This is a genomic window from Nonlabens dokdonensis (genome assembly GCF_002162835.1).
Lineage (GTDB): Bacteria > Bacteroidota > Bacteroidia > Flavobacteriales > Flavobacteriaceae > Nonlabens > Nonlabens dokdonensis_B.
The window spans coordinates 1-21028 of record NZ_MAAX01000196.1 but is presented as its reverse complement, the minus strand read 5'-3'; the positions used below and the strand labels follow the sequence as shown (position 1 = coordinate 21028).

The following is a 21028-nucleotide window of genomic DNA, read 5'->3' as shown; positions in this document are numbered from 1 at the left end:
AAGTAGTATGGAGAATCTCGCGTTGATCGAGTCTTTTTCTGAGTTTAAAGATGATAAAATGATAGATCGTGTCACTTTGATGGCGATCTTAGAGGATGTTTTCAGAGCCGCTTTAAAGAGAAAGTATGGTGAAGACGATAACTTTGATATCATTATTAATCCAGATAAGGGAGATTTAGAGATATGGCGTAATAGGGTTGTTGTTGCAGATGATGAAGTTGAAGATGATAACTCTGAAATATCGCTTTCTGAAGCTCAAAAAATAGAGCCTGATTACGAGGTAGGTGAAGATGTTGCCGAAGAGGTGAAGCTTATACAGTTAGGACGTCGTGCTATTTTGGCATTAAGACAAAATCTAATTGCAAAGATTCACGAGCATGATAATACAAACATTTTCAAGCAGTTTAAAGAGCTTGAAGGCGAGTTGTATAGCGCAGAAGTTCATCATATTAGACATAGAGCAATTATTCTATTAGATGATGACGGTAATGAAATCATCATGCCTAAGGATAGACAAATTCCATCTGACTTTTTTAGAAAAGGGGAGAATGTTAGAGGTGTAATTGAAAGTGTAGAGTTGAGAGGTAATAAACCTAACATCATACTTTCTAGAACATCACCTAAGTTTTTAGAAAAGCTTTTTGAACAAGAGATTCCAGAAGTTTTTGATGGGGTTATTCAGGTAAAAGCAGTTGTTAGAGAGCCAGGTGAAAAGGCTAAAGTAGCTGTAGATAGTTACGACGATAGAATTGATCCTGTAGGTGCTTGTGTAGGTGTTAAAGGTTCTCGTATTCATGGAATAGTGCGTGAATTAGGAAATGAGAATATAGATGTAATTAACTTTACAACAAATACTCAGCTTTACATTGCTAGAGCGCTTAGTCCAGCAAAAATTGTGGCGATCACTTTAAATGAAGAAACTAAAAAGGCTGAGGTACGACTCAATCCAGAAGAAGTTTCTAAAGCGATAGGTAGAAGAGGTCACAACATTAGACTTGCAGGTAAGCTTACCGGTTATGATATTGATGTTATTAGAGAAGGTGGAGAAGAAGATGTAGAATTAACTGAATTTACTGATGTGATCGATGGATGGGTTATTGAAGAATTGAGTAAAATAGGACTGGACACTGCCAAAAGTGTTCTAGAGCAAGACGTTGCTGACTTAATTAAACGTACAGATCTTGAGGAGGAAACAGTGTTAGATATTGTAAGAATCCTAAGAGCAGAATTTGAAGATTAGATTAGAAATTAAAGTCAATTCGTAACCATTTTATGGCTGAAGTAAAAAACATGAGACTCAACAAAGTTTTAAGAGAATTCAATATTTCTCTTGACCGTGCTGTGGAGTATCTTAATTCTAAAGGAATTGAGATAGAGGCTCGACCTACCACAAAAATAGACGGAAGCGTCTATCAAGCACTTGCTGATGAGTTTCAAACTGATAAAAGCAAAAAAGTTGCCTCAAAGGAAGTAGGTGCTGAACGTCGCAAAGAACAAGAAGAATTGCGATTGCAGCGAGAAAAAGAACTAGAGGAAAAACAAAAAAGGCAAGAGGTTATCAAGGCTAAGGCTTCTCTTGAAGGACCTAAACAAGTCGGTAAAGTAGATCTCAATGCTGGTGCAAAATCAGACGAAGCTTCAAAGCCCACTGAAAAGGTTCAGGAACCTACTAAGAAAGAGGTAGAGAAAGAGCCTGAAACTAAAACCCCTTCAAATAAGACAGAGGAAGCGTCTAAGGAAGTGGAACAAGTTTCTAATAGACCTAAGGTTATAGGTACAACCGTTAAAGGTAAAATAGATCTTACTCCTAAGAAAAAGTCTAAACCAAAACCTAAGCCTGAGGCAAAGAAAGAAGCTCCAAAGGCTCCGGAAAAAAAGACTGAGGTTACTAAGGAATCTGCAAAGGTTGAAGAAAAGCCAGTAGCAAAAGCCCAACCTGCTGAAGAGAAGGAAAAGGAAACTAAAGAAACTGCCACTGGTGCAGATGGTCAAGAATCTGAAGTGATTAAGACCGAATACAAAAAGTTAGGTGGACTTAAAGTAACAGGAAAGAAAATAGATCTTTCTCAGTTTGCTAAGCCTAAGAAAAAGACAGCCGACTCTAATAGAGGAAAAAGAAAACGTATTTCTAAACCAGGTGCATCTGGACCAGGTGGCAATAATAGAAATAGCGGTAACAATAAAAATAGACGCGGTGGACCAAACACTGGACGTAAGAATATTGTTAAGGAAGAACCTACAGATGAAGAAATTCAAAAGCAGGTTAGAGAAACTCTTGAAAAACTGCAAGGAAAATCTTCTAACAAAGGAGCAAAGAACAGACGTCAAAAACGTGATAGACACCGTGAAAAAGTAGATGCTGCAGAGCAAGCAGAAGCGGAAGATAAATCATTACAGGTTACTGAATTTGTAACAGTAAGTGACTTGTCTACCATGATGGATGTTCCTGTGAACAAGGTGATCGGTGCTTGTATGTCCTTAGGGATGATGGTAACGATGAACCAAAGACTGGATGCAGAGACAATGTCTATAGTTGCAGATGAATTTGGTTACGAAGTAGAATTTGTAAATGCAGATATTGAAGAAAGCATTGCAGAGGTTGAAGATAAAGAAGAAGATTTAGTTACTCGCGCTCCTATTGTGACAGTAATGGGTCACGTAGATCACGGTAAAACATCCCTTTTAGATTATATTAGAAAAGAGAATGTTATCGCAGGAGAAAGTGGTGGAATTACTCAGCACATTGGTGCTTATGGGGTGCAATTGGATAACGGTCAGAAGATCGCATTCTTAGATACACCTGGTCACGAAGCTTTTACTGCCATGCGTGCACGTGGAGCTCAGGTGACAGATATCGCTATTATTGTAGCTGCGGCAGATGATGATATAATGCCTCAGACCAAAGAAGCCATATCCCACGCTCAAGCAGCAGGAGTACCTATTGTTTTTGCAATCAATAAAATAGATAAACCAGATGCTAATCCTGAAAAAGTAAAAGAAGGTTTAGCGCAAATGAATCTTTTAGTAGAAGATTGGGGTGGTAAAATACAGTCTCATGACATTTCTGCAAAAGTAGGAACTGGTGTAAAAGAATTATTAGAAAAAGTACTTCTTGAAGCAGAATTACTTGATCTTAAAGCTAACCCTAATAAACCAGCTACTGGTACTGTTGTAGAAGCATTCCTTGATAAAGGTCGTGGATATGTATCAACAATACTTGTTCAGGCAGGTACATTAAGAGTAGGTGATTACGTGCTTGCCGGTCCTAGACATGGTAAAATTAAAGCGATGCAAGATGAGCGTGGAAAAGACGTTCAAGAGGCAGGTCCAGCGACCCCAGTATCTATTTTAGGTCTGGATGGAGCACCACAAGCTGGTGACAAGTTCAATGTATTTGAAGACGAGCGTGAGGCAAAATCAATTGCAGCAAGACGTACTCAATTACAACGTGAGCAATCTGTAAGAACTCAAAAAACACTTTCATTAGAAGATATTGGGCGACGTATTGCTTTAGGTAACTTCCAAGAGTTGAACTTGATTCTTAAAGGAGATGTGGATGGTTCTGTTGAAGCATTAACAGATTCTTTCCAGAAATTATCTACTGAAGAAATTCAGGTTAACATTATACACAAAGGTGTAGGTGCTATTACTGAAAGTGATGTTCTACTTGCGACTGCGTCAGATGCGATCATTATCGGATTTAATGTACGTCCTCAAGGAAATGCAAGAACCGTAGCAGATAGAGAAGAAGTCGATATCAGAACATATTCAATTATTTATGATGCGATCAACGATCTTAAAGATGCAATGGAAGGAATGTTATCTCCAGAGTTTAAGGAAGAGATTACCGGTAACGCTGAAGTAAGACAAACATTCAAGATCTCTAAAGTAGGAACCATTGCAGGTTGTATGGTAACAGACGGTAAGGTTTACAGAAATGGCGGAATCAGATTGATACGTGATGGTATTGTAATCCATACTGGAGAACTAGTTGCTTTAAAACGTTTCAAAGACGACGTTAAAGAAGTATCTAAGGGTTATGAATGTGGTATGCAAGTGAAAAACTTCAATGATTTACAAGAAGGTGATATTCTAGAATCATTTAGAGAAGTAGAGGTAAAGAAAACCTTGAAATAAGAAGATCACATCGATATATAAAAAAAGCACCTCAGAAATGAGGTGCTTTTTTGCATTGGAAGAGATCAAAAATGATAAAAAGCATCTTCAATATGCTCTAGTTTTGTACCTGCTTTATTTTTAATTATAGCAATAATATCAAAGCGTACTTCTAGATCTTCTTCGGTATAGTTTTCTATAAAATGATTTGCTGTGGCGACCAGTCGTTGAATTTGTCCTCTCTTTAAAAAATCCTGTGGATTTCCAAAATCTGGAGTAGATCTGGTTTTTACCTCTACGATAACAACAGTATTTGCTTTGCGGGCTATAATATCTATTTCTCCTTTTTGAAACACATAATTACGTACCAAAATATCATAACCATTTTTCAGTAAATGAGCGGTCGCCATCTCTTCACCAGCGTTTCCTAAGTCGTTATGTTCTGCCATTATTGAGTGAAAATAATTTGATGATTATTAATGTCAATATGTATTTCTTTTCCTAAAATCATCGTTCTATGATCTTCTATGTGACCAGCAGGGAAATTGAAAATAACTGGATAATCATACTCGGCAGTAAGTGATTGTATGATCTCTACTGCATTTTTACCGAATGGCGTTTCATGATCATTCATATCTGTCATTCCGCCCACGAGTAATGCTTTTAAATTGTTGAGCTTACCAGCTCTTTTGAGCGAGTACATCATTCGTTCTATGTGATACACATATTCGTCGATATCTTCTATAAATAATACCTGACCTTTAATTTCGGGAAAAGAGTTGCTGCCTAGTAAGCTATACAATATGGATAAATTACCGCCTACGATCGGCGCTTTCAATTCTGGGCTTTTTAAAGCAAAGGTGTTGGGAATAGTAACTGTTAATTGTTCTCCAAATAGTGCTTTTCTCAGGCTTTCTATACTCGTACTCGGCTTGTTCTTTAATTCCAGCGGCATGAAGCTATGAATACTAGAAAAGCCTTCTGATTGTAGTTTGCCATGCAATAAGGTGATATCTGAGTAACCTATGATGGTTTTAGGTTCCGCTTTCGCGAAAGCGGAAAAATAAACTTCATCGATCAACTGCACGGTTCCATATCCACCTCTTGCGATCCATATAGCATGTACATCTTTATCATCAATCGCTTGTTGTAAATCTGCTAGACGTTCCTTTTTCGTCCCGCCAAATTGATGCTCTACTTTACCGATAGTACTACCAAAACTAACCTCTAATCCCCAAGATTCCAGTAGTTGAGCAGCTGGCAAAAGATCGCTTTTTTGAGCGCTTCTTGCGGTACAAATAATCCTAACGTGCTTGCCTTTGCTGAGGTGAGAAATAGGTAAATAATTCAATATAGTTGTGTTTAAAGTCTGTAATTAAACTTTTTAAAATACTTTTAGTCAGAATACTAAGTTAGTATTTTATCTCTTATACAATCCTCTCACGTAACTAGAATAATTATGGAAGCCCTTATAAATTGCAATACCGCTTCATTAACACCTTATACTGATGTTCCTTCAAATCCATGGGACATCGTTAAAGTGCGGCACGTGCTACGTAGGTTAGGTTATGGCCTAGATGTTACACAAGAAAATAACGCCTTGAATCAATCGCCTGATATTTTTATTGAAAATTATATCAATACAGCAGCAAATTATAGTGTGACGCCTGCACCATTTTGGGCAAACTGGAGTGATAGTGATTATGGAAATTTTGCTCAGGATCGCCAGCCGCAAATAGAAGAATGGGGCAGTCAGGTAATTGATGACACTTTTAATTTGAATTTAAGAGCTAGAATGACGCTGTTCTGGCACAATCATTTTGTTACCAGGCTTGAAGACTATGCGGCACCTAGCTGGATGTATCAATATTACAATTTATTGCAGACTCATGCTTTAGGGAACTTTAAAACCTTAGTAAAAGAAATAGGTAAAAACGAGTCCATGCTGGTTTACCTTAATGGAGTACTCAATAATCGTTTTAGTCCTAATGAAAACTATGCACGGGAGTTGCTAGAATTATTCACTTTAGGACAAAATAATAATTATACTCAAACCGACATAGTAGAAACAGCTAGGGCATTGACAGGTTACAATAGCTTTACTGAGGCTGGCGCACCTATTAACTTTCAAAATATTACGTTTGATAATACAAATAAAACGATCTTTGGAAGTACTGCAAATTACAATCACGATTCCTTAATCGACCATTTATTTGCATCACGTCCTAATGAGATATCTGACTTTATAATTAAGAAGATTTATCGAGCATTTGTAAGTCCAGAATTACCTACGCCAGCAATAACAGATCAATTAGCACTTACTCTTAGAAATTCCAATTGGGAATTACTTCCAGTTCTCAAACAGCTCTTTAAGAGCCAGCATTTTTTTGATGCTGCTGCAATTGGGACTATTATTAAAGATCCTATAGACTGTTTGTGTCTATTTATCAAAGAGTCAAATTTTAGCTTTCCTCAAGGGAATTATTACACTTTGCTTTATGTGGCTTCTTTATTGGGTCAGCAATACTTTAACCCTATTGATGTAGCAGGATGGCAAGGCGATCGCGACTGGATTAATAGCAGTACGATAACGGGAAGATGGCAAGGTCTTGAATATATTATGTGGACCATGTGGAATATAGATCAAAACCTGTTTAGAAATATAGCTCTTGATTCATCGGCCTCGCTTAATGATCCTGCCATAATCGCTAGAGATATTGTGAATAGGTTTGTACCTCAAACGCTTCACACCACAACAGACTACGATCTTGCAACCACTGTTTTTAAAGGTGATGTGCCGCAAAATTATTATGATAATATGCAATGGGATTTGAACTGGAGTTCTGTTAATTATCAGGTAGTCTTATTGTTACAACATATTTTTAGAATGCCAGAATTCCAACTTAAATAATCGCATCATGTGTTCAAAATCCAATAAATTTCAAGACCCTAACTCTCAAGAACATCATGAAGAACATGAAGCGTGGAGCAGAAGAACCTTTTTACAAGCATTAGGAATAGCTGGTGCAGGAGCCTTTACTTTAGGAGGTTCTCAAATATCTAGTGCGATGACTTCTCCTATTACTGCAGCACTTGCTGCAAGTGTTAATGATCGCGTGTTAGTTCTAGTACGACTTAAAGGAGGAAACGATGGTTTAAATACTATTGTACCAGTTTACGATTATGGAACGTATGCTTCAAATAGAGCTACGATTGCCTTACCACAAAACTCTTTATACAGTTTGAGCCCAGATTTTGGGTTGCCCTCTTTTATGAGCAGTTTACAGTCACGATGGGGAAATGGAGAAATGAAAGTTATTCATGGAGTAGGTTATCAAGGTCAAGATTTATCTCATTTTAGATCTAGCGATATTTGGGCGAGTACAGAACCTACCACTATTGAAGAAACTGGATGGATGGGCCGTTTTTTTGAAAATGAATATCCTAATTTTTTACTTAGTCCGCCGGTAATTCCACCAGCGATACAAATAGGAAGTTTAGGAAATCTGGCTTTTGAAGGAACACAAACGAACTACGCATTCTCTGTTGCAGATCCACAACAGCTTTATAACCTAGCTCAAAACGGTTGGCAACATGACGCTACCGCGGTACCACCATGTACTTATGGAGATCAACTCAGTTTTTTAAGATCTACAACTAACAATACATTTCAATATGCCGGTGTGATTAACAATGCATATCAAGCCAGTACTACTCAAGCAACCTACGGTAACCATTCTATAGCAGAGCAGTTTTCTATAGTAGCACGACTAATTAAGGGACAACTAGGGACTAAAGTGTATATGGTAACCCTAGATGGATTTGATACTCATGCAAATCAAGCAGGTACTCATGCAGACCGAATGCAAAAACTATCAGAATCTATAGATGCTTTCTATGATGATCTAGCTGCTTACGGTAATCAGGATGAAGTGCTTTGTATGACCATCTCAGAATTTGGTAGACGAGTAGAAGAAAACGGTTCTAACGGCACCGATCATGGCGCTGCAGCACCTATGATGCTTTTCGGTGGTGGATTAAATGGCAATGGTTTTATAGGCTCGCATCCTAGTTTAACTAATCTAGATGCCAATGGAAATATGATTTTTAGTACTGACTTTAGAGATGTGTATTCTACTGTCATGAAAGAATGGTTGTGTATTCCATCCCATCTGGTAGATCAAGCGATGCTCAATCGCAGTTCCAGCAACATTCCTTTAGGGTTCAATTGTACTACCGCTGGAATAGAGGATTTTGCTCAACAGGATTTTACGCATTTTGTGGTAAATAAATTAAATGCTGCTTATCTTCATTTAGAACTATCAAGTGGTCGTAAACTTGACATCCGCATATATAATTTGTTAGGGCAGGAGATAGGACTTTTAGCAAATCAATACTTTATGCCTGGCAGTCACGATCTAGATATTAAAGCGCAGTTGAGAACTAGAATGCATACTGGTCAGTACATCTATAAAATAGAAAGTGCAGGAAAACAATACAGCAGTCAGTTTATGATCTACTAAAGTATTTGTGATATCGCTTTCGCGAAAGCGGAACAAAAATTTAAGGTGAACCTATAGCTAAAGCTCTTAAAACGTAAACTAGAAACCGTAAATTTGCAGCTTTCAAAAGAATTACATGAGCGATCAAAAACGATTTACGATCACGGCAGCTTTGCCTTATACTAATGGACCTGTTCACATAGGTCATCTTGCAGGTGTTTACGTTCCTGCAGATATTTTTGCACGCTACCAGCGCATGAAAGGTAGCGATGTTGCATTTATTTGTGGTAGCGATGAACATGGTGTACCTATCACTATTAAAGCCAAAAAAGAAGGGATCACTCCGCAAGAATTAGTAGATCGCTATCATAAAATAATAGGTGACTCTTTCAAGGAGTTTGGCATTTCATTTAACCATTATGGACGTACAAGCGCACCTACGCATCATGAAACGGCAAGTGCCTTTTTCACAGATTTATATAACAAAGGCAAGTTTGTTGAAAAAGTAACGGAACAGTTATATGATCCAGAAGCAGACCAGTTTCTAGCAGATCGCTTTGTGGTAGGAACCTGTCCTAAATGCGGGAATCCAGAATCTTATGGAGATCAATGTGAGAAATGCGGTACTTCACACAATGGAACAGATTTGATCGATCCTAAAAGTGCTATTACGGGCAACACACCAGAATTAAAGGAAACCAAACACTGGTTCCTGCCACTAGATGAATACAGCGACTGGCTTAATGAGTGGATCGTAGAAGGCCATTCTAAAGACTGGAAGACTAATGTTTTAGGACAAGTAAAAAGCTGGATTACAGATGGTTTGCATCCACGTGCGGTGACTCGTGATCTTGATTGGGGAATTCCAGTACCAGTAAATGGAGCCGATGGTAAAGTGCTATACGTTTGGTTTGATGCGCCTATTGGTTATATCTCAGCGACTAAAGAATGGGCTGCAAAAGAAGGCAAGAACTGGGAAGATTACTGGAAAAAGGATGATACCAAGTTATTGCACTTTATAGGAAAGGATAACATTGTTTTTCACTGTATTATTTTTCCTGCTATGTTAAAAGCTCAAGGTGAGTATATTTTGCCAGAAAATGTACCTGCAAACGAATTTTTAAACCTAGAAGACGATAAGATTTCTACTTCTAGAAACTGGGCCGTGTGGTTACATGAGTATCTAGAAGATTTCCCTGGACAGCAAGATGTATTGCGTTATGTATTAACGGCAAACGCACCAGAGACTAAGGATAATAATTTTACTTGGAAGGACTTTCAAGCAAGAAATAATAATGAGTTAGTTGCAAACCTAGGGAACTTTGTAAACCGAGTAATTGTGCTTACTAATAAGTATTACGACGGTATAGTTCCAGAGCCACAAAACATGGAGCAGCGCGATATAGATACTTTGGAGCTTATAAAAACATTCCCTAATAAAATAGGAGCAAGTTTGGAACGATTCCGCTTTCGCGAAAGCTTAAACGACCTTATGGCTTTATCGAGTATAGGAAATAAATACATTGCAGAAGAAGGTCTCGAACCTTGGAAACTGGTAAAAACAAATCCTGAGCAAGTTCAAAATATCATGTATGTGTGTTTACAATTAACCACAGCACTAGCCATTTTAAGCGAGCCTTTCTTGCCACATACTTCTGAGAAATTGAAAAATATACTTGACTATTCCTCACTCGATGCGGAATCTGCTAATTGGAGTCGCGTTGCAAGTTCAGAAGCTTTACTTCCATCTGGACACAAAATCAACAAATCACAATTACTATTTTCAAAAATTGAAGATGAGCAAATCCAAGCACAACTGGATAAACTAGAAGCTACTAAAGCTGCAAATGCGGCAACAATACCTAATCTTATGCCACAAAAAGACGAGACTAATTACGACGATTTCATGAAAATGGACTTGCGAGTAGGAGAAATTCTAACAGCAGAAAGAATGCCTAAAACAGACAAATTAATGGTCATGACCGTAGATACAGGAATTGATAAAAGAACCATTGTATCTGGAATCGCTCAACATTTTACTGCCGAAGAATTAATAGGTCGTAAAGTAACGGTTCTTGCAAATCTAGCACCTAGAAAACTACGTGGTGTAGAATCTCAAGGAATGATTTTACTTGCCGAAGATCCTGAAGGGAAACTAGTCTTTGTAAATCCAGATGATGCGGTTGTGAATGGGGCGACTATAGCTTAAAAAAGATTTCCCGTAGGGCAGGCTTGAGTCTGCCCTACGGGAAAACTACACCTGTTCAAAGTCTTGATTTAACGTACCAGACTTATGATGTTCTTTCTGATTTTTTATATAGTTTGAAATCATAGTTACGTCCTTTTTGCTGACAGTGAAAGCACCATAACCTCTAGACCACTCAAAAATTCCTTGATTTCCAGATAATTCATTCATAAATCTAGAACTAGTTCCTTTTAATTGTTGAGCGATGTAGGAGACTGTAATTTTAGCAGGCATCTTTAGTAGAATATGTAAATGGTCAGGCATGCCATTTATCATCAATGGTATAATCTCAAGCTCTTCCATTTTCTCTCTTAGGAATTTATGGAGTTTAAGTTCCACATTTTCCATAATCATAAAATCTCTATGCTTTGTGATAAAAACAAGATGTATGTAGAGTTGCAGGTTGTTACGTGACATAACTTAAAGATAGGAAAACATTTCATTCTCTAAGGGCAGACTTAAGTCTGCCCTTAGAGAATGAGATTAATCCTGCCACTCTGCAATAAAAAGATTTGTATCACGTCCACCTCCGTTATTACGATTAGAAGAGAAAGCAAGGTATTTGCCATTATTAGAAAATACTGGAAATGCGTCAAAAGTCTCACCGTGAGTGATTCGTTCTAGTCCAGTTCCATCAGTATTGATCATGTATAGATTGAAAGGAAAACCGCGCTCTGCTTCAAAGTTAGAAGAGAATAATACACGATTCCCATCTGGTAAAAAGAAAGGTGACCAGTTTGCATTTCCTAGCTGAGTCAACTGGCGTAAATCAGATCCGTCTGCATTACAAATGTAGAGTTCCATCTCTGTAGGCTGCACCAGTCCTACTTTCAATAAGTCTTTATATTCTTTGATTTCTTCTTCAGTTTTAGGACGTGAAGAGCGGAATATCAATTGCGTTCCATCTGGTGAGAAGAAAGCGCCACCATCATAACCTAATTCATAAGTGATTTGCTTCACATTACTACCATCTATATCCATAGTGTATAATTCTAGATCACCACTACGGTCACTGGTAAAGACTATTTTATCACCTTGCGGAGAAACAGTAGGCTCGGCATCATAACCTTTTTCGTCAGTTAGTTGAGCTGTGATATTTCCATCAAGATCTGCTACAAAAATGTCATAGCTGTCATAAATAGGCCATACATATTTCCCATTTTCTTTCAATGGAGTCTCTGGACAATCATCCATCGCAAGGTGCGTACTTGCGTAAATGATATGTTCGTTATCTGGTAAAAAATATGCACAAGTCGTTCTTCCTTTGCCAGTAGAGACCATTTTAGGCACGCTTTCGCGAAAGCTGTCTCCAATATTCATCAAGAACATTTGATCACATTCTACATCCCAAGCGGCGTTGTTACTTTGAAATACCAGTTGTTTATCATCAAAACTCCAGTAAGCCTCAGCATTATCACCGCCAAAGGTTACCTGCTGGATATCCTTAAAGTGTTTTTCACCTTCCATGATCAATGGATTGTCATTTTGAGGAGCTGTGTTTTCTATTTGTGAAGTGGTAGTTTTCTCAGCTTTTGAAGCTTCTTTACAGCTTATAAAACAGATTATTGTAATCAGAAATAGGAACGTTCTCATGGATGATTTAATTTTGAGCAAAATTACAAGGTAGATATGAGAATCGCGACACTTTTTATAGCCATTTGTTTATTAGTCTCTTGCAAGACAGAAGTGAAATCTTTAGAACCTGTAGAAGGTAACATGAAAGCCGATGTGGTTTATCTAGCATCAGACGACTTGCAAGGTCGTGAGACTGGTACTTCTTATGAATTACAAGCAGCAGATTATATTGCAAAGCGCATGAAGGAATCAGGTCTAGAACCTAAAGGAAATGAAGGGACTTATTTCCAGACTTTTTCTTTTAAACCTTCCAGCGATCCACATCAAGAAGCAGCTTTTACAGACGAGAAAGGCAATGGTTTTCTTACAGGAACTAACGTTCTAGGTTATATTGATAATGGCGCTGCACAAACAGTTGTAATAGGTGCGCACTATGATCACTTAGGAATGGGTGGTGAAGGTTCTCTACATCGTGAAGGAGAAGCCGTTCATAACGGAGCAGATGATAATGCGAGTGGTGTTGCGGTTATGCTAGACCTAGCTTACGAATTGAAGACCAGCGATAAGAAAGGGAATAACTATCTATTCATGGCGTTTTCTGGTGAAGAAATGGGGTTGTTAGGGTCTAATTATTTTACTAAAAACCCTACGATCGCTTTAGATTCTATTACTTATATGATCAACATGGACATGGTAGGCAGGCTAAATGAAGAGAATAAGCTTGCCATTTATGGAACAGGAACTTCTACCAGATGGACTCAAATTGTAAATGCTGTGAATAAAGATTTTGAGTTGGCTTTAAACGAAAGCGGCGTTGGTCCAAGTGATCACACATCATTTTATTTAAATGATATACCAGTTTTACATTTCTTCACTGGGCAACATGAAGATTACCACAAACCTGGCGATGATGCAGAGAAGTTGAACTATGATGGGATGCAAAAAATCTCTGATTATATCTTAAGAATCACTGCAGAGTTTGATAACGCTGGAAAACTAGCCTTTAGAAAAACTAAAAACGAAAGCGAAGAAGTACCACGTTTTAAAGTAGGTCTAGGAGTCGTGCCAGATTACTTATTTACAGGAAAAGGAATGCGCATCGATGGAGTGAGCGAAGAAAAACCAGCCCAAAAAGCAGGATTGATGAAAGGCGATGTTGTTGTGAAATTGGGTGATAGTACCATTGTTGATATGATGAGCTACATGAGAACACTCGCTACATTTGATAATGGTGATACAACTAAAGTTACCGTAGATCGTGATGGCAAAATGGTGGAGAAAGAGATTGAGTTTTAGGTTTTGAGTCTTGAAAAATTTAATTAAAGTAGATAAAATCAAAGAAACAATTTCAGTTAATGATGTTGTAACTTATTCTGCAAAAGGAGAGGCGCTTACGAGTGAACAATATGTAAATCATATTAGTGATATAAGAGATAGAGTGGAAGATGGTGCGCAAACTTATACTACAAAAGAAGTCAAAGATTTTGTTTTAAATCAAACAAAGTCCTAAAAAACTATTCAAGCTACTAAAAGATAAGAGTTAAGGAATGAAAGTTAATAGATTAAAGATCACAATAATATCTATTCTATTTGCTCAGCTTTGTTTTTCCCAAGGTGAAGCTAATATCTGGTATTTTGGTGTAAATGCAGGTCTTGATTTTAGCTCTGGTAGTCCTGTGCCGCTTTTGGATAGTGCGATGGACACTAATGAAGGTTGTGCCGTTATTTCTGATAGTAACGGTGCGTTGCTTTTTTATACAGATGGTTCAACCATATATAATAGGAATCACTTTCCCATGCCTAATGGTACTGGACTTTTAGGAGATTCTAGTAGTGCACAATCCTCTATAGTAGTTCCTAAACCTAATAATACTAATATTTATTATGTTTTTACAGTAGATGATGAATCAGGTCCTGATGGTTTTAGGTATTCTGAAGTAGACATGACTTTGGATGGTGGATTAGGAAATGTTACTTCATTAAAAAACCAACTGCTTCGTTCTCCAACTACGGAAAAATTAACTTCGGTAAGTCATGTAAATCAAAACTCTTATTGGGTTGTTGCCCACGATATCGGGAGTAATAACTTTTTAAGTTATTTAGTAACTGATCTTGGGGTTGCATCTACACCTGTAATTTCATCTGTAGGACCAGTTATTTCAAATAATCCATTAGAAGCTCTAGGCATGATAAAAATATCACCAGATGGTACTAAATTATCCATGACTAATGCAATAATTGATCAAGAAGGTTGGTTATTCGATTTTGATGCGGCAACTGGTATAGTTAGCAACCCAATATTAATGATTACAGGTCCATTAAATCGTGATTTGTATGGCACTGAGTTTTCTCCTAATAGTAATATTGTTTACTATTCTGGGATAGGTAGTTCTGTGTATCAATTTGATTTGTCATCAAATGTTTCTCTTACTATGATACAGTCTAGGGTAGAGTTAACAACCATTAGGCGTCCATATGCTAGCATGCAGCTCGCACCTGACGGTAAGATATATGTGGCGCAAGGAAGTGCATTTAATTTGAATGTCATAGAAAATCCTAATATTGTAGGATTAGGTTGTAATTATAGATCACAAACTATTAGTTTAGGAGGTAGAAGGTGTAGAGATGGACTTCCTTCATTTGTGCAAAGCTTTTTAGACTTAGAACAAATACAATTCCAAAACACCTGTTTAGGTGATGCGACCAATTTTAATCTAATTAATCCTGTCACTTCTGTCGTATGGGACTTTGGAGATCCTGCTTCGGGCTTATCTAATTCTTCAACAGCTTTAAATCCCAATCATGTATTCACTAATGCAGGTGTTTATACAGTAACCGCAACCACAATAGCTAGTTCTGGGGCTTCATCGGTACTCTCAACTATAGATGTAGAAATATTTGAACAGCCTACAGCATCAACACCTCAAAGCATAGAAATTTGTGATCCCAACAATGATGGCTTTCATAATTTCGATTTGACACAACAAAATTCAGTAATTCTCAATGGTCAGTCTGCTACTACTTTTGAGGTGGTTTATTTTGAAAACTTGACAGATTACAATAATGATTCTCCTATCTCAAATCCGTCTGCGTATGCTAATAATGTTGCCTTTGGTTCTCAAACGATAATTGCTAGCGTTATAAATATAGGAAATGACGAATGCGAAGCCATGACTTCATTTGATATTCAAATATTTGAATCGCCTATGCCTGCTACGAGCATTCCTGCGATTAGATTATGTGATAACGATTCCGTAGGCTCAGATTCAGATGGTCGCATACTTTTTGATTTGACCACAAATGAATCAGCTATTTACAACGGGCAATCTTCCACAGATTTTCAATTAGAATATTTTACTGATGCCTTATTGACAATGCCTATTTCTAATCCAGCTGTATATCAAAACACCAATAGATCAGAAACGATCTATGTGCAAATGATAAATAGATTGCAAACAACTTGCGTCGCAACAACGAGCTTTGATATAGAAGTTTTAGAGTTACCTACCATAAACGCTACAGTTCAACTAAATCAATGTGATGATGATACCGATGGGATAACGACTTTTAACCTGAATCAGGTCATTGACGAGATTATCCCAAATCTCAACACAAACACGATCACATTTTACGAGAATTTTTTAGACGCTGAAAATGCATCCAACTCAATAACTAATTTAACAACATACCAAAACACGACTTCGAGCTCACAAATCATTTATGCTAGAGTAGAAAACACAGAAGGCTGCTATAGAACAGCCCAAATAGATCTAAATGTGAGTACCAGTCAAATACCTTCTTCCTTCATAAGAACTATTTATCAATGTGATGATGGAGCTGATTTGTATGATGGAGTTGCTACTTTTGATTTGACAAATGCTCAAGCAGACATTGCGGCGCTATTTCCTGCTGGACAGACTATTGGTGTTAATTTCTATCGCAATGAAAGTGATGCACTCACTGAAGCAAATCCTATTACAAATATTTCTGCTTATCAAAACTTAGGTTCTCTCAACTCACAAGATATCTTTGTAAGAGTTGACAATGCTTCTAACGACTGCGTTGGTTTAGGTCATCATGTAAACTTGATAGTAGAAGAAAACCCTACTGCGGCTAATACCATAATTATAGATCAGTGCGACGCAAATAACGATGGTGTTGAATCCATTGATACTTCAAATATTAATGCGCAATTACTACAAGGCCAAACAGGTGTAGACTTGACTTTTAGAGATAGCAGTGGAAATATATTGCCTAATCCGCTTCCTAATCCTTTGATAACCGCTTCACAAACAATTGATGTAGAAATGACTAATGCCAGTTCATTAGATCCAGATGGAGTTTGTACAGTAATGACTCAAATTGAAATCATAGTTGAACCTGGCGTTGTTGCTAATCCTATCCCTGTATTTGAAGTTTGTGATACTGATAATGACGGTATTTTTGCATTTGATACCAGCACGATAGAATCCACTTTATTAGATTCTCAAACTGCTGTTACTGTAACCTACGAAGATGAAAATGGAGCTTCACTCTCGAGTCCATTACCTAATCCTTTTATTACGAGTAGTCAGACCATAACTGCTACCGTAATTAATCCTTCTAACTCGTTTTGCTTTGCACAAACTACGATTGAATTTGTGGTAAACCTAACACCAGAAGCAAATTCAGTTGCAAACGATATTGTTTGTGATGACAGTTCCAGAGATGGAGAACATGTTTTTGATTTATCTAATTATGACAGTCAAGTTTTAAACGGTCAGTCTGCAATAGATTTTATAGTTACTTATCATTCCAATCAGTCAGATGCTGACTCTGGAAACAGTGCTTTACCTACTCTTTATACCACTACATCAGCTAGAGAAACGTTGTTTGTGCGCATAGAAAATAGAAATAATAGCAGCTGTAACGACACGAGTATTTCCTTTGATATAGGAGTTTCTAGGTTGCCTATCGCAAATCAACCTAGCGATATAGATGTATGTGACGATAGTTCTAATGATGGTACAGAAGTTTTTGATCTTCGCTTTCGCGAAAGCGAGATTTTAAACGGTCAATCTGCTACTGATAATATAATAAGTTATTATACAAGCCAGTCAGATGCAGATATTGGAATCAACGAGTTACCTTTCAGTTATTCCAATCAAACAACTAATGAAGAGATATTTGTACGCCTAGAAAATGCAACTAATGGAAGCTGTTATGCTACGACTTCATTTCGTATTAACGTTTATGAACAACCAGTGCTATTTATGCAAGATCAATGGGCTATTTGTGAAAATGATACAGTAGAATTAGTAGCTGATACTGGATTTGACAATTACTTATGGTCTACAGGAGAAACCACTTCAACTATAATTGTTGACACACCTGGTAATTATTTTGTGACCGTTTCAAATGATTATGGCGCACTAATCTGTGAAGAAACTAAAGATATAACTGTAGTAGAATCAACTGTTGCAATAATAAGAAATATTGAAATAGAAGACTGGAGTCAAGATAATAATAGCGTTATTGTAGAAGTAGATGGATCTGGAGATTATGAGCATTCTCTCGATGGAGTCACCTATCAAGACAGCAACCGTTTTGACAATTTACCTATGGGCGATTATCAAATTTACGTGCGCGATAAAAACGGATGCGGGATTGTAGAGCAGGATGTTTACTTGTTGTTTTACCCAAGATTTTTCACGCCTAATGGAGATGGATTTCATGATTTCTGGCAATTATTTAATTCAGAACAAGAACCTACTAATAAGATTTATATTTTTGATCGTTATGGTAAGTTACTAAAACAAATTAGTCCAGAAGGACCAGGCTGGGATGGAACTTTTAACGGTAGTCCTGTACCATCGAGCGACTATTGGTTTAGGGTTGAGCGTAGTAATGGTGCTATTTATAATGGGCATTTTACACTGAAGCGTTAATAGGTCTAATTTTAATTTGAAAAACGTTTCAATTTTATTTTTCTATTTACATTTTCATATTACTTTTGCCGCCAATCTCAAGGGGTGCTTTTTTAACCGCATGAATAGTGTTGTTGAAATGGCTGAGATAATACCCAAGGAACCTGGGCGAGTAATGTCGCTAAGGGAAAAGATTTAGATAGATACGGCGTGTTATGTTCTCGCTTTCGCGAAAGCGTGCACCTTAAAAGTCTATTTCAAGAGAATCCTTCAAACATTTTATTTTAATCCAAACCGAATAAATGCCCCTTTTATTTGAACTTAAAAAAGTTCTTATGAAACATTTACGTCGCGTTTTTATTGCAGCTGCATTAATAACAGTCAGTCTCGCAACAGCGCAAAACACACAAGTCAAAGACTCCACAGAGGCAGAAAAACTAGAGGAAGTTCTGGTTAAAGCCGTGCGAGTAGACGCAAAATCACCTATTACACACACTAATTTATCAAAGAAAGAGATTGCAAAACGTAATCTAGGTCAAGACATTCCTTTGTTACTTAATTTTTTACCATCAGTGGTAACTACTAGTGATGCTGGAGCAGGAATAGGTTACACAGGATTGAGAATACGTGGTGTAAGCTCACAATCTACTAATGTTACTATCAATGGTATCCCATATTCTGATGCAGAGTCGTTAGGAACCTTTTGGGTAAATCTAGGGGATTTTGCGTCTTCTGTAGAGAACTTGCAAGTACAGCGAGGTGTAGGAACTAGTACTAATGGTAGTGGTGCTTTTGGTGCAAGTATCAACATTCTTACAGACGGTTTTTCTAGAGAAGCTAGTGGTGAGATTTCGAATTCCTTCGGTAGTTTTAACAGTAGAAAACACACCGTAAAGTTCTCAACAGGTCTCATGAATGATCACTTTGAGATTGCTGGTAGACTGTCTAATATTGAGTCTGATGGTTATATCGATAGAGCTTCTACAAGTTTAAAATCTTATTTTTTACAAGGTTCTTATGTAGATGATAGCACGCTTATTAAGGCAGTTACTTTTGGCGGTAATAACGTGACCTATCAGTCATGGTTTGGTATCGACGCAGAGACACTTAGAGAAGACAGAACCTTCAATCCTGCAGGACAGTTTACAGATGAAAATGGAAACATGCAATTCTATGATAATGAGGTAGATGATTACCGTCAAGATCATTATCAACTGCACTGGAATGAGCGCTATAACAACAACTGGTCTACTAATGTAGGTTTAAACTATACCTATGGACGTGGGTTTTTTGAGCAGTTTAGAGAGGATGATGACTTTGCTACTTATGGTTTTGATGAGCTTACAGTTAATGGGCAAACCGTTAACACAACAGATCTTGTGCGCCGAAGATGGCTGGATAACGACTATTATGTATTTAACGCAAATGCTAATTATAAAAACAACGAGATAGACTTAATCTTTGGAACTTCTATAAGTCACTATGATGGAGATCATTTTGGAGAAGTTATTTGGGCACGATATGCTAGTCAGAGTAATATAAGAGATCGTTACTATGAAGGAAATGGGAAGAAAAACGACTTTTCTGTATTCTCAAAAGCAACTTATAAATTGAATGACCGTTTCCAGTTATATGGCGATTTGCAATTAAGAAATGTTAACTATGAAACCTCTGGTATCAACTCAAATCTTACAGAGTTTCTAGTCGATGAAAATTATACGTTCTTCAACCCTAAAGCAGGTGTTACCTATAAATACAATGATAATAACGACCTGTATTTTTCTTACGCACGTGCAAATAGAGAACCTAACAGAGATGATTTTGAAAGTGATCCTAACGTACAGCCAGAACAGCTTAATGATTTTGAATTAGGATGGCGTCATAAAAATGGAAATTTTACTTTTAATGCAAATACGTATTTAATGCTTTATAACGAGCAACTTGTATTAAGTGGTGAGATCAATGATGTAGGAGCTCCTATAAGGACTAACAGTGGTGAGAGTTACCGATTAGGAATTGAGCTAGAAGCGATTATCCCTGTGACAAATCAACTTACTTTGCGGCCTAATCTAGCGTTAAGTAGTAATAAGAATAAAGAAACCATAAGATCATTTGACGGTGGTTTACAAAACTTAGGTAGTACAGATATTGCTTTCTCACCTAATGTTGTTGCGGCAAATGCGATTGTTTATCAACCGGTAAAAGACTTTCAAATTTCTTTATTGAGCAAGTTTGTAGGAGAACAGTTTATGAGCAATACAGAAGCAGATGCCTCAAAATTAGACAGTTATTTCTTAAATGATATCAACCTAGTTTACACCATAAAACCTAATTCCATATTTGATTCGGTTGTATTTACTGGACTGGTAAACAACATCTTTGATCAGAAGTTTGTTTCTAATGGTTACTACTTCACATATGACGACGATTTTTCAAATCCGGGAACTATTTCTACAGTAGAAGGAGCTGGATTTTATCCGCAAGCTGGAATTAATTTCTTAGCTGGAGTTACTTTGAATTTCTAGTTCTCAGTCTCAGTTTTCAGTAAAAAGTAGTTGTAGTTTTTAGCTTTGCTAAAAACTGCGACTGCAAACTGCGACTGCAAACTGCGACTGCAAACTGCGACTGCAAACTGCGACTGCAAACTGCGACTGCAAACTGCGACTGCAAACTGCGACTGCAAA

General features: G+C 37.3%; 13 protein-coding genes. 9 read left to right on the top strand and 4 right to left on the bottom strand.

What is annotated here, in order from left to right:
• The first annotated feature begins 7 nt into the window (after nt 1–7).
• Both nusA and infB read left to right on the top strand, forming a co-directional pair.
• Nucleotides 8–1240: a transcription termination factor NusA gene (gene nusA, locus A9Q93_RS13160; protein ID WP_303687863.1), complete on the top strand. Its 1233-nt coding sequence runs from the start codon at nt 8–10 to the stop codon at nt 1238–1240.
• A gap of 32 nt (nt 1241–1272) precedes the next feature.
• Nucleotides 1273–4137 (top strand): translation initiation factor IF-2, encoded by a 2865-nt coding sequence (gene infB, locus A9Q93_RS13155; RefSeq protein WP_303687862.1) that lies wholly within the window; start codon nt 1273–1275, stop codon nt 4135–4137.
• Nucleotides 4138–4202: 65 nt separating this feature from the next.
• Here infB and A9Q93_RS13150 read toward each other — a convergent pair whose 3' ends face one another.
• On the bottom strand, nt 4203–4565 hold the full coding sequence (locus tag A9Q93_RS13150) for a YraN family protein (protein ID WP_303687861.1): 363 nt from the start codon (nt 4563–4565) through the stop codon (nt 4203–4205).
• The gene (locus tag A9Q93_RS13145) at nt 4565–5467 is read right to left on the bottom strand and encodes an LD-carboxypeptidase (RefSeq protein WP_303687860.1); all 903 of its coding nucleotides are present in this window, start codon (nt 5465–5467) and stop codon (nt 4565–4567) included. The genes A9Q93_RS13150 and A9Q93_RS13145 overlap by 1 nt, the downstream gene beginning before the upstream one ends.
• A 108-nt stretch (nt 5468–5575) precedes the next feature.
• On the opposite strand from A9Q93_RS13145, the gene A9Q93_RS13140 reads away from it, so the two are divergent.
• From A9Q93_RS13140 to metG, 3 genes are all read left to right on the top strand, one after another.
• Complete coding sequence (locus A9Q93_RS13140) at nt 5576–7027, top strand: DUF1800 family protein (RefSeq protein WP_303687859.1); 1452 nt, start codon at nt 5576–5578, stop codon at nt 7025–7027.
• A gap of 7 nt (nt 7028–7034) precedes the next feature.
• Nucleotides 7035–8639 carry a DUF1501 domain-containing protein gene (locus tag A9Q93_RS13135; protein ID WP_303687857.1) on the top strand — a complete coding sequence of 535 codons (1605 nt, stop codon included), beginning with the start codon at nt 7035–7037 and terminating at the stop codon, nt 8637–8639.
• A 115-nt stretch (nt 8640–8754) separates the two neighbouring features.
• Nucleotides 8755–10827: a methionine--tRNA ligase gene (gene metG / locus A9Q93_RS13130; protein WP_303687856.1), complete on the top strand. Its 2073-nt coding sequence runs from the start codon at nt 8755–8757 to the stop codon at nt 10825–10827.
• Between the two features lie 45 nt (nt 10828–10872).
• On the opposite strand, the gene tnpA is transcribed toward metG, so the two are convergent.
• Both tnpA and A9Q93_RS13120 read right to left on the bottom strand, forming a co-directional pair.
• Entirely contained in the window at nt 10873–11280 is a 408-nt protein-coding gene (gene tnpA / locus A9Q93_RS13125) for an IS200/IS605 family transposase (protein WP_303687855.1), read from the bottom strand.
• Between the two features lie 66 nt (nt 11281–11346).
• Nucleotides 11347–12456: a hypothetical protein gene (locus A9Q93_RS13120; protein ID WP_303687854.1), complete on the bottom strand. Its 1110-nt coding sequence runs from the start codon at nt 12454–12456 to the stop codon at nt 11347–11349.
• A 36-nt stretch (nt 12457–12492) separates the two neighbouring features.
• Here A9Q93_RS13120 and A9Q93_RS13115 point away from each other — a divergent pair, with 36 nt between their 5' ends.
• From A9Q93_RS13115 to A9Q93_RS13100, 4 genes are all read left to right on the top strand, one after another.
• Nucleotides 12493–13734: a M28 family peptidase gene (locus A9Q93_RS13115; RefSeq protein ID WP_303687853.1), complete on the top strand. Its 1242-nt coding sequence runs from the start codon at nt 12493–12495 to the stop codon at nt 13732–13734.
• A gap of 10 nt (nt 13735–13744) precedes the next feature.
• Nucleotides 13745–13948: a hypothetical protein gene (locus A9Q93_RS13110; RefSeq protein WP_303687852.1), complete on the top strand. Its 204-nt coding sequence runs from the start codon at nt 13745–13747 to the stop codon at nt 13946–13948.
• A 37-nt stretch (nt 13949–13985) separates the two neighbouring features.
• The gene (locus A9Q93_RS13105; RefSeq protein WP_303687850.1) at nt 13986–18365 is read left to right on the top strand and encodes a T9SS type B sorting domain-containing protein; all 4380 of its coding nucleotides are present in this window, start codon (nt 13986–13988) and stop codon (nt 18363–18365) included.
• A 314-nt stretch (nt 18366–18679) separates the two neighbouring features.
• Entirely contained in the window at nt 18680–20869 is a 2190-nt protein-coding gene (locus A9Q93_RS13100) for a TonB-dependent receptor (RefSeq protein ID WP_303687849.1), read from the top strand.
• Nucleotides 20870–21028: the final 159 nt, after the last annotated feature.